The 20,809-nt window shown below is 65.5% G+C and carries 18 protein-coding genes and 4 pseudogenes; 8 read left to right on the forward strand and 14 right to left on the reverse strand.

Features of this window, described 5'->3' with window-relative positions; translation table 11 throughout:
- Positions 1-73: 73 nt before the first annotated feature.
- The 4 genes and pseudogenes from AWC25_RS25870 to AWC25_RS25885 form a co-directional block, all read right to left on the reverse strand.
- Positions 74-1,597: pseudogene (locus AWC25_RS25870) on the reverse strand (erythromycin esterase family protein); the annotation flags it as partial.
- A 12-nt stretch (positions 1,598-1,609) separates the two neighbouring features.
- Entirely contained in the window at positions 1,610-2,041 is a 432-nt protein-coding gene (locus tag AWC25_RS25875) for an HSP20 family small heat-shock protein (RefSeq protein ID WP_069402301.1), read from the reverse strand.
- 181 nt (positions 2,042-2,222) lie between these two features.
- Positions 2,223-3,035: a universal stress protein gene (locus tag AWC25_RS25880; RefSeq protein ID WP_069402300.1), complete on the reverse strand. Its 813-nt coding sequence runs from the start codon at positions 3,033-3,035 to the stop codon at positions 2,223-2,225.
- A 144-nt stretch (positions 3,036-3,179) separates the two neighbouring features.
- Positions 3,180-4,166 carry an Acg family FMN-binding oxidoreductase gene (locus AWC25_RS25885; RefSeq protein ID WP_069402299.1) on the reverse strand — a complete coding sequence of 329 codons (987 nt, stop codon included), beginning with the start codon at positions 4,164-4,166 and terminating at the stop codon, positions 3,180-3,182.
- Positions 4,167-4,359: 193 nt separating this feature from the next.
- Between AWC25_RS25885 and AWC25_RS25890 the strand changes: the two genes are divergently transcribed.
- Positions 4,360-5,349 carry an Acg family FMN-binding oxidoreductase gene (locus AWC25_RS25890; RefSeq protein WP_069402298.1) on the forward strand — a complete coding sequence of 330 codons (990 nt, stop codon included), beginning with the start codon at positions 4,360-4,362 and terminating at the stop codon, positions 5,347-5,349.
- Between the two features lie 88 nt (positions 5,350-5,437).
- The gene (locus AWC25_RS25895; protein WP_069402297.1) at positions 5,438-5,881 is read left to right on the forward strand and encodes a pyridoxamine 5'-phosphate oxidase family protein; all 444 of its coding nucleotides are present in this window, start codon (positions 5,438-5,440) and stop codon (positions 5,879-5,881) included.
- Here AWC25_RS25895 and AWC25_RS25900 read toward each other — a convergent pair.
- Positions 5,872-7,049: pseudogene (locus AWC25_RS25900) on the reverse strand (site-2 protease family protein). The gene AWC25_RS25895 and the pseudogene AWC25_RS25900 overlap by 10 nt on opposite strands.
- 216 nt (positions 7,050-7,265) lie before the next feature.
- Here AWC25_RS25900 and mgtA point away from each other — a divergent pair.
- Together mgtA and AWC25_RS25910 are read left to right on the forward strand one after the other, a co-directional pair.
- Positions 7,266-9,919 (forward strand): annotated as a pseudogene (mgtA, locus tag AWC25_RS25905) (magnesium-translocating P-type ATPase).
- Positions 9,920-10,012: 93 nt separating this feature from the next.
- Complete coding sequence (locus tag AWC25_RS25910; RefSeq protein WP_069402295.1) at positions 10,013-10,417, forward strand: DUF302 domain-containing protein; 405 nt, start codon at positions 10,013-10,015, stop codon at positions 10,415-10,417.
- Positions 10,418-10,441: 24 nt separating this feature from the next.
- Here AWC25_RS25910 and AWC25_RS25915 read toward each other — a convergent pair whose 3' ends face one another.
- The 3 genes from AWC25_RS25915 to AWC25_RS25925 all read right to left on the reverse strand — a co-directional run bounded on the left by AWC25_RS25915 (position 10,442) and on the right by AWC25_RS25925 (position 13,327).
- Positions 10,442-11,020: an Rv1733c family protein gene (locus tag AWC25_RS25915; protein ID WP_085168191.1), complete on the reverse strand. Its 579-nt coding sequence runs from the start codon at positions 11,018-11,020 to the stop codon at positions 10,442-10,444.
- 39 nt (positions 11,021-11,059) lie between these two features.
- Positions 11,060-12,058 (reverse strand): Acg family FMN-binding oxidoreductase, encoded by a 999-nt coding sequence (locus tag AWC25_RS25920; protein ID WP_069402293.1) that lies wholly within the window; start codon positions 12,056-12,058, stop codon positions 11,060-11,062.
- A 102-nt stretch (positions 12,059-12,160) separates the two neighbouring features.
- Entirely contained in the window at positions 12,161-13,327 is a 1,167-nt protein-coding gene (locus AWC25_RS25925; RefSeq protein ID WP_085168193.1) for a cation:proton antiporter, read from the reverse strand.
- Between the two features lie 230 nt (positions 13,328-13,557).
- On the opposite strand from AWC25_RS25925, the gene AWC25_RS25930 reads away from it, so the two are divergent.
- Positions 13,558-14,538 (forward strand): Acg family FMN-binding oxidoreductase, encoded by a 981-nt coding sequence (locus AWC25_RS25930; RefSeq protein ID WP_069402291.1) that lies wholly within the window; start codon positions 13,558-13,560, stop codon positions 14,536-14,538.
- Positions 14,539-14,570: 32 nt separating this feature from the next.
- Here AWC25_RS25930 and AWC25_RS25935 read toward each other — a convergent pair whose 3' ends face one another.
- Entirely contained in the window at positions 14,571-15,437 is an 867-nt protein-coding gene (locus tag AWC25_RS25935; protein WP_085168195.1) for a hypothetical protein, read from the reverse strand.
- A 34-nt stretch (positions 15,438-15,471) separates the two neighbouring features.
- A pseudogene (locus tag AWC25_RS25940) lies at positions 15,472-15,796 on the reverse strand (acyl-CoA dehydrogenase family protein); the annotation flags it as partial.
- Positions 15,797-15,938: 142 nt separating this feature from the next.
- Between AWC25_RS25940 and AWC25_RS25945 the strand changes: the two are divergent.
- The 3 genes from AWC25_RS25945 to AWC25_RS25950 are packed head-to-tail and all read left to right on the forward strand — an operon-like array spanning position 15,939 to position 17,730.
- Complete coding sequence (locus AWC25_RS25945) at positions 15,939-16,832, forward strand: phosphotransferase family protein (RefSeq protein WP_069402288.1); 894 nt, start codon at positions 15,939-15,941, stop codon at positions 16,830-16,832.
- Positions 16,829-16,969, forward strand: a complete 141-nt coding sequence (locus AWC25_RS26940) for a hypothetical protein (protein ID WP_157118363.1) — start codon at positions 16,829-16,831, stop codon at positions 16,967-16,969. Before AWC25_RS25945 ends, AWC25_RS26940 begins: the two co-directional genes overlap by 4 nt.
- Positions 16,966-17,730 (forward strand): SDR family NAD(P)-dependent oxidoreductase, encoded by a 765-nt coding sequence (locus tag AWC25_RS25950; RefSeq protein ID WP_069402287.1) that lies wholly within the window; start codon positions 16,966-16,968, stop codon positions 17,728-17,730. The genes AWC25_RS26940 and AWC25_RS25950 overlap by 4 nt, the downstream gene beginning before the upstream one ends.
- Here AWC25_RS25950 and AWC25_RS25955 read toward each other — a convergent pair.
- The 4 genes from AWC25_RS25955 to AWC25_RS25970 are packed head-to-tail and all read right to left on the reverse strand — an operon-like array spanning position 17,722 to position 20,653.
- Positions 17,722-18,303 (reverse strand): TetR/AcrR family transcriptional regulator, encoded by a 582-nt coding sequence (locus AWC25_RS25955; RefSeq protein ID WP_069402286.1) that lies wholly within the window; start codon positions 18,301-18,303, stop codon positions 17,722-17,724. The two genes, AWC25_RS25950 and AWC25_RS25955, sit on opposite strands and share 9 nt — an antisense overlap.
- A 40-nt stretch (positions 18,304-18,343) precedes the next feature.
- Positions 18,344-18,928, reverse strand: a complete 585-nt coding sequence (locus AWC25_RS25960) for a TetR/AcrR family transcriptional regulator (protein ID WP_069402285.1) — start codon at positions 18,926-18,928, stop codon at positions 18,344-18,346.
- A 19-nt stretch (positions 18,929-18,947) separates the two neighbouring features.
- The gene (locus AWC25_RS25965) at positions 18,948-19,967 is read right to left on the reverse strand and encodes a zinc-dependent alcohol dehydrogenase family protein (RefSeq protein WP_069402284.1); all 1,020 of its coding nucleotides are present in this window, start codon (positions 19,965-19,967) and stop codon (positions 18,948-18,950) included.
- Positions 19,964-20,653 (reverse strand): acyl-CoA dehydrogenase family protein, encoded by a 690-nt coding sequence (locus AWC25_RS25970; protein ID WP_069402283.1) that lies wholly within the window; start codon positions 20,651-20,653, stop codon positions 19,964-19,966. Before AWC25_RS25970 ends, AWC25_RS25965 begins: the two co-directional genes overlap by 4 nt.
- Positions 20,654-20,809: the final 156 nt, after the last annotated feature.

A 20,809-nucleotide genomic window follows, 5' to 3' on the forward strand; every position in this document is an offset into this window, starting at 1 on the left:
CGTTCAACATGACTCGTTGATCGCAAAGCGTGAACCACGCGAGATCCGAAGTCCACCACTCTCCGGGACGCTATCGGTCCAGGTGCTTCAGTAGCGCCTCCAGAGTCTCGGCCATGTGCTGGTCACGCAGGTTCCACGAGTCCACCCGGCCGCTAAACATCGCACGGTAGTACACCTCGGCGTTGCGTACCGTTTGGGCGTTCTGCTGGGCATAGAACAGCTCGTCCTCGGCGAGTAGTCCGCCCCTGCGCGCATACGCCAAGGCGTTGCGCTGCATGTCGACCAGCTGCTCGATCGCTTCCCGCTCGCACGACGGACCAGCCCCGAACGCCGCGGCGAAACCATATGCTTGACCATCATCGGCCGAAGCATGATCGAAGCACGCGTAGCGATTCCGCGCACGCATCGCCGCCGTCGGGTCGACTCTATCCAGGTAGGTCACCACTTCCCGGATGGATCGGTGCAGGCTGTAGAGATCAAGTCCGTAGAAGCCGGCTTGGCGGTGCTGCTTTGACTCGCACTGCCGGTTGCGGATGCGCAGCCAGTCGGTGAAGTCACGAACGACGGTGTTGCGCCACATCCAGGCCGGAAATCGCTCGAAACCGCGCAACGCGGCCTCGGCGGTCTCGTCCACGCCGAGGCCCCGCACGTACCGGTTCACCCGGTAGGCATCGGGCCAGTCGGCCTCGGCGGCCACCGCGCAGAATCCCTTCTCCTCGATAAGCCATTTCGTTATGGTCGCCCGAGCCTGGTAAAACTCGTGCGTCCCATGCGAACTCTCCCCGATGAGCACGATCCGCGCGTCACCTATCAGCTCCTGCAGCGTCTCGCGCGGCGGAACGCCCGATGGCGCGTCGATGGCCACGCGGCTGAGCACCTCGGCGGGCGTGGGCACCCGCGCCGGCGCCGTCGAGGGATCGGTTGTCGACGTAGCCAGCAGCTGGCGCACTTCCTCGTCCGTGACCTGGCGGAAATCCCAGAACGACTCCCCCACTGCGAGGAACTGGGTGGGCATACTCGCGCAGACCACATCGTCCACCAGGGCCGCGAATTCGCGGCAGGTGGATTCCGGCGCCGCCGGCACCGCGATCACGATGTGCGCGGGCTGGGATTCGCGAAGGGCCTGCACCGCCGCGAACATGCTTGCGCCGGTGGCCAATCCGTCGTCGACAAGGATGACCGTCTTTCCGGCCACGTCCAGCGGGGGGCGTCCGCCGCGATACGCAGCCTCGCGCCGGACCAGCTCCCGGCCCTCGCGTTCGGCGATGGCACGCAATTGTCCCGGCGAGATCCGCAGGCCCCGAATCACGTCGCCGTTGACCACTACTCGACCACCGCTTGCCAGCGCCCCGACGGCGAACTCATCGTGGCCGGGCGCCCCGAGCTTTCGCACGATAAAGGCGTCCAGCGGCGCGTGCAGCGCGGCCGCCACCTCCCAGGCCACCGGTAATCCGCCCCGTGCCAAGCCCAGGACGATCACATCCGGTCGGTCGCGGTAGGCGCCGAGGAGATTTGCCAGGACTCGGCCGGCCTCGCGACGGTCGCGAAACACCCGGCGCGGTGAGCGCCGGGTGATGTCAACTGCTCTGGTCATCATGGACAACGCTGGTCAGTTCGCGGACTGGACCTGAACGTGGCGTTCGGCTGCTTTCGGTTCCGAAACCGCCACCGACACCGTCAGGATGCCCTTGTCATAGCTGGCTTCGATGTTGTCTTCGTCCGCGCCCTCCGGCAGTGACACGGTGCGAACGAATGAGCCGTACGAGAATTCCGAGCGCCCGTCGAAGTCCTTCTTTTCGGCGCGTTCGGCCTTGATGCTCAATTGTCCGTCGCGCACCGTGATGTCGATATCCTTCGTCGGGTCGATACCCGGCATCTCGGCGCGCACAATGTAACGGCCGTCCTTCATTTCGTCCTCCAGCCGCATCAAACGGGTGTCGAGGGCGGGCCGCAATCCGGCCATCGCGGGAAAGGCTGCGAACAGTTCTGACAGCTCGGGAAGGATTGATGCGTGGTGACGCCGAGTGGCAAGAGTGCTCATCTCTGTCTCCTAGATTGAGGGAATAGCCAACAATGTTCATCCGACCAGTCGGACGAAATCCCGGAAAGGGCCGCAAGTCCCAAAGGCGGTGGGTCGTTGGTCAGCGCCCGTGCTGCAGGCGTTCGCGCTGACCGGCACCTCGACTCACGCGCCCGCCGCCACCGAAGCCGCCTTCGGTGTATCAGGGACCTGGCCGCCTGAAACCGACCACAAGCAAGGACAAGTCGCTGTCCCGCAGGGCTTCGGCGCCGGCAGCGCCGAGCAGTTGCTCGATCGCTGCGGTCTGGGCGGCACCGACTACGACCAACTGAATGGCTTCGGCATGGGCAGCGAGATAGTCGACAAGACAAGTTTGTAGATGAACCGTCTCGATTTCGACCTCGGGATAGTTGTCCATGCAACGCTTCATGTGCGAGTCAGGGGAACGAGGTTGCGTCGATGTCAGCACCAGCAGCGGCGCGCGACGATGGCGTGCCTCGTGGATCGCCAGCTCCAAAACGTCCATGCCATCCGGGGATTCGTCTACGAAGGCAGCGATCGACCGGACGTCCGTGCCGTCCGCGTCGCAGGCGTCTCCCCGGACGACGGCCACCGAGCAGTGCCCGGATCGTGCCAGTTCTTTCGCGGTCGAACCCAACCAGACGTTCGGCTGCATCGCGGCCCCGGTGTCACCGATACACAACAGTGTTGTCGACCGCGAAGCTGCGACGAGCGCCGCGACCGGAGCGCCGTCGACAAGTTCTGTTTCCACCTTGACCGGCTTGCCCAGCTGTTCCACCGCGGTGTACGCGTCGCGGACGACCTGCTCGGCCGCGGCGACCGCCGTTCGGACTTCACCCGGGCCGGCGTTGACGTCGGGTTGGGTGACATAGAGCAGACGCAGCGGAATGTCGGTGCCGGCGACTTCGTCCACCGCCCACCGGGCAGCGCGAATCGCGGCCGCGGAACCGTCCACACCGACGACAACAGACTTCGGTGGATACCGATCGAACATGAGAACTCCTGGCGACCAAGGGCATTGAGAAGGACCTGGGCGGGACGTTACGGTGTGCGCCGCAGCCGGGCCAGAGGCATTGGTCCTCAGCTCTGGATCCGTTCGGTCCAAGCCGGGGCAGCGTGGCGGTTGCGGTGCCGTCCCCTAGCGGCGAATGTCCAACACCTCATGCAAGGGTCTGCGCGGCGTCGGCTCGGGAGTCGGCTCGTCCTCCGGTTCGATGCCGACTCGGATCAAGACCTGCGGTACCGCGGCGGGTCGAGTCACGAGGTCGGCAATCATGTCCCGACTGGCTTGCAGCTCCGTGACATGCGTGACCGTGCAGGTGGCCAATCCGGCCATCGTGCACTCCAGCAGGATCGCGGACAGCGCCTCGCCGCAGTTGAGGGCATCGGCGCGTGCGTCGCCGGCGGTGGACAACAGCAGAATCGTCGCCTGGTCGTAGGTGCCGGCAGAGCTGCGCTCGTTCGACGGATCGATCGGGAACCGGCGGTTCACATCAACCCTGCGATTGTCTGACTCCGACGCCAGTGCGCTTTCCGGTATCCCCTCCGCTCCCGTCATTCGCCCTGTCCACCAATGTAATTCAGCGTGATACGAGTCGTCGTAGCGACGCAGAGCCTCGGTGAGTCGCGCCGCCTCGGCCAGCCGCGGACGCGCATCGTCGGGCAACACATCCATACCGACCAGGTCACTGTCGAAAGCGCTACGCAGTACGGGTTCGAACGACGCCCAATGCTTCGGCGCGCGGAATGGTAGCCGGTTGGTCCGGCGACGCAGTATCGCGTTCGCGCGGTCTCGCCGGGCCTGCGTCACGTAGCCGACCTGTACGAAATCGATGGTCGCCAGGTGGTCAAGATTGTTCGGGTTGGGGAAGGTTTCGACATTCGCCGACCATCCGGCGGCCGCCATCGCGATCCGGAAGTGATCGAGGGCGGCACCGCAGCTGATGACTGCTTCGCGGCCCGACTTGTCGGTGGCAGGTATGTTCTGGTTGCGATCAACAAAGAGGGCGACGCTGCCGCTTTCGGCGATCCAGTGCCACGGCTGGCTGTTATGCAGCGACGGGGCCCGGCACGCCAGCTCGATCGCGGTGGTTATCGCCCGCGTATCCGCCATGGTCTCGGTCATCACTTGACCCCTTTCCGCCAGGTGACCAACACCTTGCTACAGATGGACATCGCCCAGCCAGAGTCGTTGGTCCCCAGTGGTCCCCAGTGGCATCAAAAACCCGAACTCGCAGGGCCATTGGGCCCTAGGCATTAACCGCGCCGTCACATTAGCGTCGATACGTCTCGCACTAATCGCCGAGCGGAATGATGTCATGCAAGCGCCACCAGATATCCGGGTACTGAAAACAGCACTGAGAACCGCGGTGCAACTGGCGTGCCGGGCTCCGTCCGTGCACAACAGCCAGCCATGGCGGTGGGTGGCGGAAGGCCCGCTGGTGCATTTGTTCATCGATCGTCACCGCACCGTCCCCGGCACGGACTGGCTCGACCGCGACGCGATCATCAGTTGCGGCGCGGTGCTGGATCATCTTCGTGTCGCCATGTTGGCCGCGGGCTGGCAAGCCGACATCAAACGGTTTCCTCGTGGGGATGACCCCGACAAGCTCGCGTCGCTGGAATTCAGTCTCGTCGCAAATGTCACTCCCACGCAGCGGGCGCGTGCCCTGGCGATTCTGCAGCGCAGGACCGATCGGCTTCCGCTACAGCGGCCCACATACTGGGACTTGTTCGAGCGCACCCTTTATGACGCCGTCGATGGAAAATGGGCGAAATTGCTTGTGCTCGGCGATGACTCGCGACGACAGCTGGCCCAGGCGGCGGCACTGACCGAAGACATCCGTAGCGACGACTGGCTCTATCGTGCCGAACTAGATTGGTGGACAACACCGTATGCGGTCAGCGAAGGCATCCCCCCGACCGCGCTCGCCTCCGAGAGCGAACAACGCCGCGTCGACATCGGACGGGAATTCCCCGTCAGAATCCATACCGACCGGCGACACGGACTCGAGGCGGACCGCTCCAAAGTCCTTGTCCTCTACACCGACGAGGACACCAGAGCCGACTGGCTAAGATGCGGCGAAGTCTTGTCGACCGTATTGCTCGAATGCACCATGGCCGGCCTGGCGACCTGCCCGTTGACCCACCTGATCGAGCTGGACGAAGGCCGCGATGTCGTCCGCGACCTGATCGACCGGGCCGGCGAGCCCCAGATCCTGGTCAGAGTCGGGATGGCGCCACCCATCGGCGATTTGCCGGCGCCCACGCCGCGGCGCCCACTACCCGAAGTTTTCACGGTTCGCTAGGCACAGCGCGTGGTTCGCCGACTTTGGTCCCCACCGGCCGGGACCTTTGGCAGCCGAATCAACGGTTCTCGTCCAATAAGGTCAAGCCATGTCCAACCAAACCCAAACCGATGACGGCGCCATCATCTTGCCGGAACACGAATGCTGGGACCTGCTTTCAAGTGTCACGCTGGGGCGGCTGGTCACGAGTGCGGACGGCCGACCGCAGATCTTTCCCGTCAACTATGCCGACCAACGGCGGACGATCCTGTTTCGCACCGCGGAGGGCACGAAGTTGGTCAGCACCGCGATTAACAATGAGGTGGTGTTCGAGGTCGACGACCACAACGTGGCCGAAGGCTGGAGTGTGATCGTGCGGGGCACCGCGCGTTCGCTGCGTAGCGACGCGGAGATCGAGGATGCCGAACGCGCCCAGGTGTTGCCCTGGACGAGTTCGGAGAAGTCGCACTATGTACGGGTGATGCCCGAAATGGTCACGGGCCGCCGCTTCCAATTCGGCTCGCCACCAATGGAACAGTCCATTCAGCTCTGACCGAGCACGCCCGCCGCAGGAAGAGCAGCGACTCCGCCCGCCGCGGGCTGGGCGAGCCGATAGACCTCGATCTGGCGCGCCAGATCGCTGGGCGTGATGATCCCGACGAGCGTGCCCCCGTCAAGGACCAGCGCCCGGCTGCGAGGCCCAACTGGCGTCATTCGACGCAACAGGTCAACGAGTGGCTCTCGCGGTTCCGCAACGGGCACGCTGCGCAGCGGCAGCGCGACCTCACCCACGCTGACAGTGGTGCGGCGGCCGGGTGCCAGCTCGCGCAACTGCCGCAACGTGACCAATCCCGTGATCGACCCGTCCCGCTCGACAACCGGGTACGCCGAGTGCCGATCGCCGAGGACATAACGTTGGATGAAATCCTCAACCGTGATCCACCCGGGTGCAGTATGTGGCTGCGGGGTCATCACGTCAGCGACACGCACGCCCGCGAAGATCTGTCGACTGGTCAGCTGTGCTTCTTCGTCGCGGGCGGCGACGAATATGAACCAACCGATGAATGCCAACCACACGCCACCGATGACGCCACCGGCCAGAAACTCCCCCAGTCCCAGCACGATCAGGATGATCGCGACCACGCGCCCGGCGCGTGCCGCACCGATGGCCGCGCGCACGCTGTCGCCGTGGCGGTGCCATAGGTAAGCGCGCACCAGCCGGCCACCGTCCAGCGGGGCGCCCGGCAACAGATTGAAAAAGCCGAGCAGCAGGTTGATGCTGGCGAGCCACCACGTAACGCTGCCCAAGATGGTCGGGGCGCGCAGCGCTGACAGTGCCACCGCACCTCCGGCGAACACCGCGGACAAGACAAGGCTGGTGGCCGGCCCGGCTAACGCAATGCGAAAAGCGGCTTTTGGAGTCTTCGCCTCGCCGTGCAGTGTCGTCACGCCGCCGAACAGCCACAAGGTCACGTCACCGACGATTACCCCCGAGCGACGGGCCACCACGGCATGCGCGAGTTCGTGGGCCAACAGCGATCCAGCAGCACTATCGCCCCGCACGCGCCGACCAACCAGTAAGCCGGATGCGAATACCCCGCAACGGTGTGGGGCAATGTGGTTGCCAGGCTCCAGGTGAACAGCCACAGGATCACCACCACGCTCCAGTGCACCTTCACCGGAAAGCCCGCAAATCGTCCCAACGGAATTGCCTCAGACACCTTGCAAACCTCCCAAGAGCGGTAACGGATCGACAAGAGGCCAGCGCTAGCGGCCTCCGGACCCTCATCCGACTGTCTTGCAGAGCTTTTGAAAAGGGACTGAAGTCACACGCGGATGAACTAGGGACTTAGTGCCCTAGCACCCGGTGACCTTCAGCGCGAACGAGCGGCCTTCCGGCGCTAGAGCGATATCGGCGCAGCACCCATGGTGGACGCATGGGCTCCTCGCATGCCGGCTACGCGGACAGAACCGACGGGTCGGCGGGTGACGAATCCGACCGCTTGTCTGCCCACTCGCTGCGATTCGTTGCCAGTGCACCGCTGCGGGACGTACTGACATCCTTGCGTACCACCGGCGATGGGCTCTCGACCCTTGAGGCCGATGCCAGGCTGGCAGCATTCGGAATGAATGCGATTCGGACACATCGGGTTAACGCTCTGTCGGTGCTCGGACGCCAGCTCAACAACGCGGTGCTGGTGCTCTTGGCGGTGACCGCGCTACTGTCCTTCTTCCTCGGCGACGCAACGCAAGCCACCATCATCGGCATCATTTTGCTGATCAGCGTCGGCCTGTCGTTCTCTAACGAGTACCGCGCAGAGCGCGCCGCAGCCGCACTGCACGACCGGGTCCGTCACACGGCTGTGGCCCGCCGCGACGGTCGTTTCGTCAGGGTCGACGTGACCGCACTGGTCCCCGGGGACGTGATCCGGCTGCAACTCGGTGAGTTGGTGCCGGCTGACGTCCGATTGATCACCGTGAACGGGCTGGAGTGCAACGAGAGCATTCTCACCGGCGAGTCGACCCCGGCGGAGAAATCGGCAGAGCCCAGCGCACCGGATACGACGATCACCGACGCGTCCAATTTGGCGTTCATGGGCACGGTGGTGAGCGCGGGCGAGGCTACCGGAGTGGTCTACGGGACGGGTACCAGCGCCCAATTCGGCCGCATCGCAGTGGGACTCGGCGAGCGCCAACCGGAAACCGATTTTCAGCGGGGTCTGCGACGTTTTTCCTATCTGCTCTTGAAAGTGGCCTTGACACTCACCGTCGTCATCATCGTCAGCAACCTGCTCCTGCGCCGGCCCCTCATCGATGCGGCGCTGTTCGGCTTGGCGATCGCGGTCGGCATCACACCCCAATTGCTTCCCGCAGTCGTCAGCACCAGTTTGGCCTCGGGCTCACGACGACTGGCCCGCCTCAAGGTCTTGGTGAAGCGCTTGGTGTGCATAGAGGACCTCGGGGATATCGACATCCTGATTACCGACAAGACCGGCACACTGACGGATGGCCGGCTGGACTTGCTCGACGCCGTCGACGTCACCGGCGCACGGGCAGACTCGGTGCTGGCTTCCGGTTTGCTCGCCACCGATGTCGACCCGGCGGTAGGCGGGGTGAGCGCGAATGATCTCGACGCCGCGCTGTGGCGCGACCGGCCCCCGATCGCCGGGGTGAGCCGCCTGGCGACGTTGCCGTTCGATCACATCCGACGGGCCACCTCGGCGCTCATCGACAGCAACGGTAATCGGCGAATCGTGGTCAAAGGCGCACCCGAACAGGTCATGGCACGATGCGACGACGTTGCCGAGACCGCCCATCGAACGCTGAACCAGCTGTTTGCCGACGGACGTCGGGTCGTGGCCGTGGCCACCAAACCTGCGCCAGGTCAGCAGCTTTTGCGGGCGGTCGACGAACAGGGCCTGACACTCGACGGCTTTCTGGTGTTCGCAGACAACCCGAAAGCCGACGTGCATGATTCGTTGTCACGGCTCAAAGCCCTGAGCATCGAGGTCAAGGTCGCCACCGGCGACAACCCCCGAGTCGCCGAAAAGGTCTGTGCCGAAATCGGATTACCGTCAAAGGGCACCATTACCGGCGCCGAGTTGGCGCAGCTCAACGACGAAGACCTCGCCGCGGCGGCCGGGATCACACAATTTTCGCCAGGATCTCACCGGAGCAAAAAGCCCGGGTCGTTTCGACGTTGCGAAACTGCCACCGATCGGTCGGATTCCTTGGAGACGGAGTCAACGATGCCTTGGCCCTGCACTCCGCCGATGTCGGCATCTCCGTCGACACCGCGACCGATGTCGCCAAGGACGCCGCCGACGTGGTCCTCCTGGAGAAGGATCTAGGCGTGTTGGCCGACGGTGTCGCCGAAGGCCGCCGGATCTTCGCCAACACGATCAAATACGTATTGATGGGCACGTCAAGTAATTTCGGCAACATGTTCAGCGCGGCAGCGGCGTCGGCCGTTCTGTCATTCCTGCCGATGCTGCCCAGTCAAATCTTGCTCAACAACCTGCTCTACGACACCTCGCAGCTCGCGATCCCCACCGACCGGGTGGACGACGAGCAGCTGCACGCACCCGCCCACTGGAACATCGCCTTCATTCGGCGCTTCATGCTGTCGTTCGGTCCGATCAGTTCGTTGTTCGACTTTCTGACCTTCGGCCTCATGCTCGGTGTCTTGCATGCCGGGCCGATCGAGTTTCGCACCGGCTGGTTCGTGGAATCCCTTGCCACCCAGACGCTGATCATCTTCGCGATTCGGACCAGGCGCGTGCCGTTTGTGCGCAGCAGACCCGGGACGTTACTCATCGCGGCCACCCTGTCGATCGTTGCGGTCGGAGTTGTCCTGACGGTGTCGCCGCTCGCCGGCAACCTCGGTTTCCGGCCGCTCCCCTGGCAATTTTTCGCCGCCCTGTCGGGACTCACCCTCACCTACATGCTGATGGTGGAGATCACCAAGAAATGGTTCTACTCGGACCTGATCCACCCCGATGCTCGGCAGTATCGGACCCGAGGACGGGAGCACCGCATCCACCGGCGCGCGGCCCGCTTCAGCCATTCCGGTCCGCTGCCGAGTGCGTAACCCGAAGCGCTCGGTTCCCGCGATCGCGGCATGCGTCCCTCTCGGGACTTTTGCCTCTATCGCGGCCGGTGCTCAAGCGATCGGATAACCGCCATGAGTATCTCGCTATCGACTCACTTGGCAACGGACTTCGAACGCGCGGTCAAGGCGACCCGAGAAGCCCTTGCGCGACAGGGCTTTAGCGTCCTCACCGAAATCGACATCACGACGACGCTCAAAATCAAGCTCGGCATCGAGATGGAAAACTACCTGATCCTTGGTGCGTGCGACCCGGAGCTGGCGTGCCGCGCGATCGATATCGATCGCGAGATTGGATTGCTGCTGCCTTGCAACGTCTTGGTGCGCGCCGACGTGGCCAACCCGGGCATGACCATCGTCGACGCAATGGATCCCTGCCTTTCGGTCGTGGTGACCGGCGAGCCCGCGCTCAAGACGATCGCCGATGAGATCACCGCCAAGCTGGCTGCCGCAATCGCCTCGCTGGATGCTGATTCCTGATGATTTCAGTGCCCGCGGTTGGCGTCAGTGAATCGTCCGGCCGCCGTTTTCCTGCAAGCAGCTGATCTCACGGTCCCACTGCACGCTGCGAACCCGATCAAGCCGCGAACGCACGTTCAGCACGAGCAACGCTGCTCCGATTCCCATGACCAGCAATGTCGCGAAAGCGGCCCCGGATGCGTCTACCACCGCTTGCCACGTCGGGGCAGGCCGGGCCACCTGATCACCGTTCCTGTCGACCCAGACTTCGACGCGATCGCCGACGTTGACCGCGTAGGCCAGTTCCAACGCACCGGTGCGTTCGCCGGTTGCACCTGGCCACTTCGCTTGCACCACACTGATACCCGAGCCGTCTGTCGCGGTCGTTCCGGTAATCGTTGCCGGTATCGCGTGACGGTCGTGCGCCTGTTGGACGTAGAGCCGATCACGCACGCTATAGGTCGCGCAGGCGGCGACACCGGCGAACGGAATCGCCAAGAGCAACACAGCGAACGCGACCAACACGGCCACGGCTTCGATGCGATCGGCGCGCCGCAGCAATGGGTTGCGCCCGAAGATGCGAGCGATTCGCCAGCAGCGCGGGTCCAACGTGTGAGTCTCCATCACAACTCTCCTGAGCGCTAACGTGTCGGACATCAACGACTACTCGATGATGTGTTGTTCGCGATCGGACATCCGCTCGACGAAATCGGCGAGTTCGCGCCGCGGTGTCGAGGGCAGCGGGTCTGCATTGATCGGCGCCCAGCCCACCCGTAGCAGCATCTGCGGGTAGCTGCTGCCGCCGAAAATCTCGGACCGCACCGTCGCACGTGTTTCGGCGACCTCCAGTGGTTCGGTGACCGGACAACTTGCCAGACCCATCGACGTAGCGGTGAGAAGAACCGCGCTGGTGGCCTCGCCGCCGCGCAGCTGCGCCAGACGGTCGTCGGCACGCGTTCCGAGCGCAAGAACCACGGCGTTGTCCTCAGCGGGTGACGATTCGGCGGGCTCGGCCAGCACGGGACCGGCAAAGTACCGACCCGGGATCCTGGCGTGCGGGTCGGATTTTGGTGTGTTGCGCGCCGGAACACCGGCTGCTGAGCCGTACCGACCGCTCCACGCGGTGAGCTCGGCGAGGTATTCGTGGTTCATGTGATTCCATACGGATTGGGTCACGATCTCACGCAGCTTGTCGGTGTCTTCCACCTGGCAAAGCGTCACACCATGGCGCGCCGAACGCGCCGCCATCAGCGCGATGTCGCCCACGGGTACCGGCCAGGAACTGTAGTGCCGACGGTCGGTTCGCCGCCGTGGTATCGCCGCGGCGAGTGCGATGTCTGAGGCGTCAGCCGTGTGGCGGGTAAGTTCCAGTGCGGCAAGATGGTTCGGGTCGCCCGGGTTGGGCAAACGGGACACTTTGGCGTGCCATCCGACCGCCGCGAAAGCGGCGACACAGTGATTCAGCGCCGCGCCGCAACTCAAGATCAGATCGCGTCCCTCCGGGTCGGCATTGGGCAATTGCCGCTCGGCATCGGAGTAGAGATGCAAGCTCTGCGCACCCACCAACCATCGCCACGGCTGCGTGTTGTGGACGGAGGGGGCTCGGGATGCCAAAGCCAGGACCGTGCGGATCGTGCCCGCATCGGGAAAGCGCGCGTTCATGGCAGTTCGTCCCTTCCCACAACGTCTCCTGTCGACGTCTTACGTCGACGTCTCCTGTCGACGTTTCCGGGTTTGCCGCCGGTGCGCGAGGGGACGACGACCTCAGTCCGAGGGACTTTGGGCCACCCCTACGCGCGAGAGCTGGCGCGCCGCGAACACCGCGGCGACCGAGGTGGCCGCGATCGTCACCAAGGCGCCGAGCATCAGTGCCGCTGCTTCGCCCGCGACCAGCAGATGTTCTTCGGTCCCGATGGTCGCCGCGGCCACCGGGACACCGAGCTGCGCTGCCGATAGCACAGCCAGCGTCAGCGGCTGACCAAGCAGCCTGGCCACACAGTGCGCGAGCAGCGCGCCCAACCCCAGCCCTGCGCCCAGCAGGATCAATTTCGGGTGCGCACCCAGGTCGCGCACGCGCAGCGACGCGCCCAGCCAGACGAAGAATAGCGGAGCGAAGAACCCCTCGGTGATCCCGAACAGCTGACGCGCCAGCCGTCGCGGCTCCCCGACCGCGGCAATCACCAGACCCAGCGCGAAGCCGGCCAGCATGACCGATACGTGGGTGCTCAGCGCGAGCGCCGCCAGCGCGAACAAAAAGAACAAATTGGTCCGCAGTTCCAGCGCGAGTTTGTGCTTTTCGGAATAGTCGTGCGCGCGCTGGCGCCAACCCTGCCGATCGGCCGCGAGCAGCACGAGGAACAACAGCCCGGCACAGCCCGCGATCGCGACCGCCCCGAGGGCCGCCGTCGTCGCCCTACGTAAGTCAATCACCAAGGGCAGCAGCACGATACATGCCGCATCGGCGATCGCGATCTGCGCCGTCAAGGAGAGCACCGGTGGCCCCTGCATGCGCAACGAGTCGATCACCGGCAGTGCCAGCGCGGCCGACGACGATGTCATCAGGACCGCGTACAGCGCGGCGTGGCCGGTCCCGAACTGCCACGCCAGCCCGACACCGAGGGCCGTCGCGACGACACCGCAGAGCACCGCCCGCGCGAACGCCCGCGGAAGGGCCGCACGCACGTCGGGACTGCGTATCGGGACATGCGTCCCCACTACGAACATCACCAGCGCGAACCCGATATTTGCGAACAACTGAAACATCGGGTTGGACTCGTCGAGAACGCCAAAACCGGTCTTGCCGAGAACGAGTCCAGCCAGTAGCTCGCCGATGACCAGCGGAATCCGCAAGTGCGGCAGCGACGCCACCAGTGGACCGGCGAAGCCCACCGCGGCCAGGAGCGCCAGTGTGTCGAAGCCGAACCCGGACATCTCAGCGAACCTGCACGGGTGCGCGAAGTAATGTCATCCAGTGATCGTATTTGCGCTACCGCGGGTCGCGACCGAACCTCGCTGAACAGATGTCGTTGCCGTCCCGCGGAAGTCCTGCGGGCCCCATCGTCGCGATTAGGGACCAAGGACTCTGCCTTCCCCCGGTCGCAGCGAGCAATGTCGATACCGAGGTCGTTTTCAGCACGCGGCGGGAGATCCAGGTGACGTCGATGACAACTGTTGCAACGGACGTGCTCCAAGGCGCGGTGAGGCTGGCTTGCCGGGCGCCCTCGTACCACAACAGCCAGCCATGGCGGTGGGTCGCCGACCGGGAGGGTTTGCATCTGTTCCTGGACCCGACCCGCGTGGTGCAGACCGACCCGACCGAGCGGCAAGCGCTGATCAGTTGCGGTGCGGCCCTTGACCATTTGTGCGTGGCGACGAGAGCTACCGGGTGGAAGGCGGATGTCCGTCGCTGTCCCGACCCCGACAACGTCGAGCATCTCGCTTCGATCACGTTCACGGAGATGCCCGCCGTGACCGAGGAACAACGACGACGCGCCGACGCGATCGTCGCGCGGCGCACCGATCGCCTGCCGTTCGGGCCGATCCCGGATTGGGCCAACTTCGAAGCCAAGTTGCGGAGCCGGATAGACAGTACCGTCGCACTGCTCGACGTCATCAACGACGCTGATCGTCAAAGACTTGCTTATGCAACCGAACTGACGGACTCCTTGCGTCTCTACGACTCCTTCTATTTCGAGACATTGCAGCGGTGGACTGCGCCGTTTGAGGCGAGCGAGGGAATTCCGTACGACTCGTTGGTTTCTGCGGCCGAGGCAGAGCGGGTGGACGTGGCGCGCAGCTTCCCGGTCAGCCATCATGCTGAACGCCGCGTGCAGACGCCCAGCGACCTTTCCACGATCGTGGTGCTCTCCTCGCATGCCGACACCCGGCGCGATCTGCTCGGGTGTGGAGAAACGCTGTCGACAGTTCTGCTGGAAGCCACCGTTGCCGGACTCGCCACGTGCACCCTGACCCATCTGACCGAGCTCGCAACCAGTCGACACCTCATCGAGGTGCTGACCGGGCACCCACGGCCTCAAGTGCTGATCCGGATCGGCCGCGCGCCCGACAACGAGCACCGCCCGCCGCCGACGCCGCGCCGACCGCTCGCCGACGTGTTGACCATCAACCTTTCCGAACCATGATGCGCAGCAACATATCCCAGTACGGCTACGCCTCAGCCGACCACCTCGAGGATCGCCGCTGCCGAGGTGACGGCCTTGTCCGCGTTGCCTTCGTCGTGCAGCAACATGCGCACCCCGATGCGGCCGGGGCCGCCCGAGTGGGCGATGCCCGCCACCCGGAAGGGCCCGACCTTCCCGCGTGACATGAACATGACGTGCCAGCTGACGACCTGCAGCTTGCGCGTGCCGACGAGGTCGGCGGCCAGGTCGATGGCCGCGGTCTCCAGCACGACGTGCTGGGGCCCGATGTGCAATGCCGCATCTGGCGAAGCGAGCTCGGCACTCAGCGCGGGCAGCACCCAGTGACCGTCGTCGCGTCTGGCGGCTCCGAACGCCGCCCACAACGGCGGCAGGTCCGGGGAATCCTCGATGATCAGCTCGGTACCCGAAACGTCCATCCGGTCAAGGCCTTCCGGTGGGATCCCGACGATCGCACCCTGGCCCTCGTTAAAGGCGATCACCCGCTCGGGATTGTCAGCGTCGACGATCGTGCACCGTCCGTAGCCCATGGTCCGACCCTGGTGCACAATCCCGGAACCGACGATCTGGACCCTGGACACGTCGTAGCCGGGATCGATGACTTGCACCGAGGCGATGACCGGGTTGGGCACCGCGACCATGTCGGTCTGGCACCCCTCCGGGGACGAAATGGCCAGCGGCGCAACCATGATGCCGCCCGCCTCGTTGCGCATGTCCCGACGGATCACGACGGTGTCGTCGACCTCGCCGAGGTCCATCGACGAGTGCTTGCGCCCGATGTAGCGATAGCTGAGCAGGCCGGTCCAGCGGCGGAACAACTCGTCTCGATAGGCGTCGGCGTCGCCGGCCAACTCACGGATGTCTCGTAGTTGGTCGCTCAATCTGGTTCGCCTTTCTACGCCGTCGGATTATGCGTCAGGACTGCCGGTTTCGCCGTACCTGGTGGAACGGCACCCCGCGGTCGGCGGCGTCTCACGGGGGGAGTTCAGCACCCGCTCGCCGATCAAGGTGCGGGCCATCTCGGTGGTGCCGCCGCCGATGCTGGCGATCTGGCGGCCCAGATATCGCGTGCCGATATCGAGCAACCCGGCATCGTCGCCGACGACAGCCGACGTGGCGGCGACGGCCAGGGCGGCCTCGGTTTCGACGTCGTGCACCGCAGCCATCGCCAACCGGATGATCGAGCCCGCCGCCGCCGGCAGGCTCCGCCGGCCACCGCGTGGAAGACGAGCTCGCTCATTGTCGTATCCGAACGTTCAGACCTGTGCTGAGCGACTGTACAGCACAGGTGATTGACTATACAGGCCCGCCGAGCCAGCATGCATGTGCTGCTATGTTTAGGGAATCGACGTTATCTTAACCGGTTATCGGAGGGCCGGCGCATGAGTGCTGCGGCAACAGGTTTCGATATCGACCGGTTTCGTGACTGGTTGGCCGAGACTACCGGCGTGGCAGCGGATGTGTCGGTCACCCCCATCCGCGGCGGCGGCAGCTGCGAGATGTTTCGCGTCGACCGCCTTGGACAGCCCTGGATGGTGCGCCGGGCGCCGGTGGCCGCGGTATCCGACACCGCTCATCAGGTCGTGCGCGAGGCGCGCATCATCCAGGCCCTCGGCGCCGCCGGAATGCCGGTGCCCGCCGTGCTTGCCTGCAGTGACGACCCCACCATCCTGGGCGCCGCGTTCTTCGTGATGTCCTACGTCGACGGCGCGGTGATCCGCCGGGACGGACTGCCGGCGACATTGCAACGGGATCCGTCGTCGCACGGGCGCATCGGCGAGCAACTGATCGACACCCTGGTCCGGCTGCACGCAATCGACTGGACGGACACGGCATTGGCCGAACTGTCGCACCCGCACGGGTTTCTCGCCCGCCAGGTCGATCGTTGGCTGGCGCAACTGGAAGGCTACCGCACCCGCGATCTGACCGGCGTCGACGAGCTCGCCGACTGGCTGCGCGAGAACCTGCCCGCCGCCGGGGATTTGACCGTCATGCACGGCGACTACAAGCTGGACAACGTCATCTGGGCACCGACGCCACCGCCGCGGATCGCCTGTGTGGTCGACTTCGAGATGACCACGGTGGGCGATCCGCTGATCGATTTGGCCTGGGCGATGATCTTCTGGCCCGACAGGGGAAACCTCATCGCGCTTGGGTCGCCGGACGCGCCGCACGGCATCGACCGCGCCCACTGCCAGACCTCGGGGCAGCTGATCGCCCGCTACGCCGAGTCGACGGGTCGCGACTGTCCCATTTCGACTGGTATCAGGTGTTGAGCGCCTGGAAGCTCGCGATCGTCTTGGAGGCGTCCTATGCCGCCTTTCTGCGCGGCAAGTCCCGCAACCCGGTGCACGAGTTCTTCGGTCCCGTCATCGACGAACTCCTCAGCCGCGCAAGGAGGTTCGCGCAATGACCGATCGGCTGTTCGATGTGGCCGGCCGAGTCGTTCTGGTCACGGGCGGCAGTCGCGGGCTGGGTGCGGCGACGAGCATCGCTCTTGCCGAGCGCGGTGCGCGAGTGATCGTCGCCAGTCGCAAACTGGCCGCCTGCCAGGAACTGGCCGCGGCGATCACCGGGTCCGGTGGGCAGGCTCATCCGCTGGCCTGCCACGTCGGTGACTGGGACGCGTTGCCGGGCGTCGTCGACGCCGCCGCCGCACGCTGGGGACGGTTGGACGGGCTGGTCAACAACGCCGGGATGAGCCCGCTCGCGCCGTCGCTGCTGGAGACCTCGGAGCTGCTGTTCGACAAGGTGATCGGAGTCAACCTGAAGGGCCCCACCCGATTGACCGCACTGGTCGCGACGGCGATGGCCGCGACCGGCGGAGGATCGATCGTCAACATCAGTTCGCTGGCGTCGGTCAAGCCGACACCCGTCACCACGGTCTACGCGGCGGCCAAGGCCGGCCTGAACGCGCTGACCACCGCCTCGGCGCTCGAATACGCCGCGGCCGGCGTCCGGGTGAATGGGATCGTCTGCGGCACCTTCGATACGGATGCAGCAGCGGGCTTCGTTCGTAATCCCGATCGGCAGCGGGAGTTGGTGCGCCGCATCGCGCTGGGACGGGTGGGCCGCCCCGACGAAATCGTCGGAGCCGTCCTCTATTTGCTCTCCGACGCCTCGAGCTACACCACCGGCTCGCTGATGACCGTCGACGGCGGTGTCTCAGGATGACCGCCGGGACCGCGTCGACTCGGCCGCCTCGGCCCGCACCCCGGAGATCACCCATTCGACAAGCCGCGGAAAGTTCTGCTCGATCTTGGCCGTCTCCGCCGCCGAGCGCTGCGGCTCACGCAACGCCCGGACCTCGACGATGGAGTGGTTGATCGTCAGGTGCGCCAGGCCGCGACAACACTCGGTGGCCAGCGGACGCGGAATGCCCTCCTGCAGAGTCGCTTTCAACAGCGCGGCGACGTAATCGGTCACGGCGCTGCGGTCGTCGATCGTCATCAACTCGGTCAGGTACGGATGAGAGCGCAGGGCGTCGTGCAACGCCAGACACCAGTGCAGCGCCGTCGACTCCCAGGTCTCGTATTCCTTGAAGTCGAGCTTGAGCCGCGCAAAGTGGCGGGCGACCAGCGCCCGGATCAACGCTTCCCGGTTACCAACCTGCTGATACAGCGTCCGCGGCGAGATCTTGAGCGCGGCCGACAACCGCCGTACCGACAGCGCCTCGATCCCTTCGTTATCCAGAAGCTGCAGGGCGTGGGTCAGGATGTCGTCGGCCGGGATCAGCGGCTTGGCCATCGCTGCATCGTACAAGCCCGGTCCGGGCCAAGCCGGCAGGCTAACCGCAGTCGCGGCGAATGCCGTCGATCAGATAGTCGATGTGGACGGCGAACAGCTCGTCGACTTCCTCGCGGGTCACCCCGGTCGGGTCGCTCCCGGCGAGCCGGGCCCGGGCGCGCGCCGATGTGATCCTGGGTGGATGATGCATCGCCACGAAACCGACCGTCGCCCAGGTCAACAGCCGGCAGGCACGCACCGACATGTCTACGGGCATGCCGTCGCGGCGCATGCTTTTCAGCAGCGGGCGGGTGGCCTTGACATACGCGGGACGTTTCACCTGCAGGAAAAGCCTGCTGTCGGCCGCCTCGGTCAGCCTGGTGCGCAGCCGGCGCGTCCAGCGTCGCGCATAGTCGGGCCAGGTTTCGTCACGTTCCAACCGGGGCGCCAGGTCGTCCAGGAGGTGCTCGGCGACCGCGTCGATCAGCGCGTCCTTGTTGCCGATCCGGGAGTACACCGGCGGCGGCGTGACGCCCAGCCGACCGGCCACGCTGCGCATGCTGATCGCGTCGAGGCCGCTTTCCCGCATGATTTCCACTGCCGCAGCGATGATCTGGTCCGCCGTCAGCTCCAACTCGCCGGGCATGCCCGCCCTTCCCGCGCCGTCACCGGATCGTCAGCGCGATCTTGCCGACGTGCGCACCGGCCCGCATCACCCGCAGCGCCTCGTCGAGCTGCTCCCAATCGAAGACATGGCTGATCTGCGGTGTGATACCGGCGCGAGTTACCACCTCGCACAGTTTGCGGTGGGCGCGCACACTGCCCACCGTGATCCCGATGAGGCGCAGGTTGTTGAGCATCAGCTCGGCGACCGCGATCGGGGCCACCTCGAATCCGCTGAGCACACCGATCACCGCGACCGTGCCGCCCATCGCGGCCGCGTGCAGCGAATGCGGCAGCGTGGCGGGCCCGCCCAGATCGATGACCAATTTCGCGCCCGCACCGCCGGTCAGCCGTTTCACCTCCGTCTCCCAATCCGGCGTGGTGCGGTAGTTGACGAGATGCGTTGCGCCCAAATCCGATCCGACCCGGAGTTTGTCGTCGGACGACGACGTCAGAATCACCGTGGCAGCACGGGCGCGGGCCAGCTGGACGGCGAACAACGACACCCCGCCGGTACCCTGAGTCACCACCACGTCGCCCTCGCCGATGTCGGCCTCCGCCAACGCACTAAAGGCGGTCACCCCCGCGCAGGGAATCGTCGCGGCTTCGACGTCACTCAGGTGCTGCGGGCTGCGGATCAGACCGGAGACGTCGGCGACGCGGTACTGCTGCAGCCACCCGTCGCAGGTGTCACCGGGCAGCTCCCGCTTGGCGTCCGGGGTGGGTGGTCCATCGTGCCAGCCGGGGTGGAACGCCCCCATGACCCGATCGCCGACCCGCAGCCCCTCGACATCCGGCCCGAGCGCCACCACCTCTCCGGCGCCGTCGGTCATGGGTACCCGTGGCCATGGACCGGGCAGCAGGCCCAGCAGATTGACGTTGTCATGGAAATTGAGACTCGAGGCGTTGACCTTGATCAGCGCCTGGCCGGGTCCCGGTGCGTCCACCGGCCTCTCGACGACCTGCACGGCCTCGCCCGGCCCGGGCATGACGACGGCCCGCTGGCGATCCGGAATGCTCATGCGATGCCTGCCTCCTGACGCAGGGCCTGCCATTTCCGTTCGGCCGCGGGCCGGCACGACGGCAGGTGGTCGGTCGGCCAACCCGACACGGGGCGGTACTTCTTGAGGACGTGCCGGGCCAACACGGACTTGTGCAACTCATCGGGCCCGTCCCCGATCGATCCGAATCGGGTCATCCGGTACCACGATTCGACGGGCAGATCGCCGGAATACCCCAGCGCGCCGCACACCTGGATGGTGCGGTCGAGGACGGCCAGCACCACCTTGGACACGTGCGCCTTGATCATCCCGAGTTCGGCGCGCACCGCGGCGGCGCCGTAGCGGTCCATTTTCCAGGCGGTCTGGAAGGTGAGCAGGCGCGCGGCCTGAATCTCGGTGTGGGACAAGGCAATATAGTCTTGCACCATCTGGTGTTCGCCCAGCAGCCGGCCATGCGAGCGGCGCGAGACCGCGCGCTCCCCCATGATGTCCAAGGCCCGCTGAGCCTGGCCGAGCCACCGCATCGAATGATGGATCCGCCCGCCGCCGAGGCGCTGCTGGGCGAGGACGAAACCGCCACCGCGCGGGCCGATCAGATGATCGCCGGGCACGCGGCAGTCGGTGAACACCACCTCGGCGTGGTTGCCCCGGCGACCGAACTCCGGATCCGGGTGCGCCATGGTGGGAATGTCGCGCACGATGGTCACTAGGGCACCATCCTTTCTGCGGATGCCCGAAGGGTGTTCGTTGAAGGGACTCGGCGGGGGCCGAGGTGATGCCGATGTCGGTCGCTCTTGGAGGGCCTGCATGACACTGCCGCCCTCGGTCCTGCCGGGGTCGCAGACCGGCATCAGGAAGACGCG

Origin of the sequence: Mycobacterium sherrisii (assembly GCF_002102355.1) — a bacterium.
GTDB lineage: Bacteria > Actinomycetota > Actinomycetes > Mycobacteriales > Mycobacteriaceae > Mycobacterium > Mycobacterium sherrisii.

What these genes read in the sequence shown, in the direction of transcription:
- AWC25_RS25875 (WP_069402301.1), bottom strand. Translation starts at nt 2,041, where the DNA reads ATGAGCACTCTTGCCACTCGGCGTCACCACGCATCAATCCTTCCCGAG.
- AWC25_RS25880 (WP_069402300.1), bottom strand. Translation starts at nt 3,035, where the DNA reads ATGTTCGATCGGTATCCACCGAAGTCTGTTGTCGTCGGTGTGGACGGT.
- AWC25_RS25885 (WP_069402299.1), bottom strand. Translation starts at nt 4,166, where the DNA reads ATGACCGAGACCATGGCGGATACGCGGGCGATAACCACCGCGATCGAG.
- AWC25_RS25890 (WP_069402298.1), top strand. Translation starts at nt 4,360, where the DNA reads ATGCAAGCGCCACCAGATATCCGGGTACTGAAAACAGCACTGAGAACC.
- AWC25_RS25895 (WP_069402297.1), top strand. Translation starts at nt 5,438, where the DNA reads ATGTCCAACCAAACCCAAACCGATGACGGCGCCATCATCTTGCCGGAA.
- AWC25_RS25910 (WP_069402295.1), top strand. Translation starts at nt 10,013, where the DNA reads ATGAGTATCTCGCTATCGACTCACTTGGCAACGGACTTCGAACGCGCG.
- AWC25_RS25915 (WP_085168191.1), bottom strand. Translation starts at nt 11,020, where the DNA reads ATGGAGACTCACACGTTGGACCCGCGCTGCTGGCGAATCGCTCGCATC.
- AWC25_RS25920 (WP_069402293.1), bottom strand. Translation starts at nt 12,058, where the DNA reads ATGAACGCGCGCTTTCCCGATGCGGGCACGATCCGCACGGTCCTGGCT.
- AWC25_RS25925 (WP_085168193.1), bottom strand. Translation starts at nt 13,327, where the DNA reads ATGTCCGGGTTCGGCTTCGACACACTGGCGCTCCTGGCCGCGGTGGGC.
- AWC25_RS25930 (WP_069402291.1), top strand. Translation starts at nt 13,558, where the DNA reads ATGACAACTGTTGCAACGGACGTGCTCCAAGGCGCGGTGAGGCTGGCT.
- AWC25_RS25945 (WP_069402288.1), top strand. Translation starts at nt 15,939, where the DNA reads ATGAGTGCTGCGGCAACAGGTTTCGATATCGACCGGTTTCGTGACTGG.
- AWC25_RS25950 (WP_069402287.1), top strand. Translation starts at nt 16,966, where the DNA reads ATGACCGATCGGCTGTTCGATGTGGCCGGCCGAGTCGTTCTGGTCACG.
- AWC25_RS25955 (WP_069402286.1), bottom strand. Translation starts at nt 18,303, where the DNA reads ATGGCCAAGCCGCTGATCCCGGCCGACGACATCCTGACCCACGCCCTG.
- AWC25_RS25960 (WP_069402285.1), bottom strand. Translation starts at nt 18,928, where the DNA reads ATGCCCGGCGAGTTGGAGCTGACGGCGGACCAGATCATCGCTGCGGCA.
- AWC25_RS25965 (WP_069402284.1), bottom strand. Translation starts at nt 19,967, where the DNA reads ATGAGCATTCCGGATCGCCAGCGGGCCGTCGTCATGCCCGGGCCGGGC.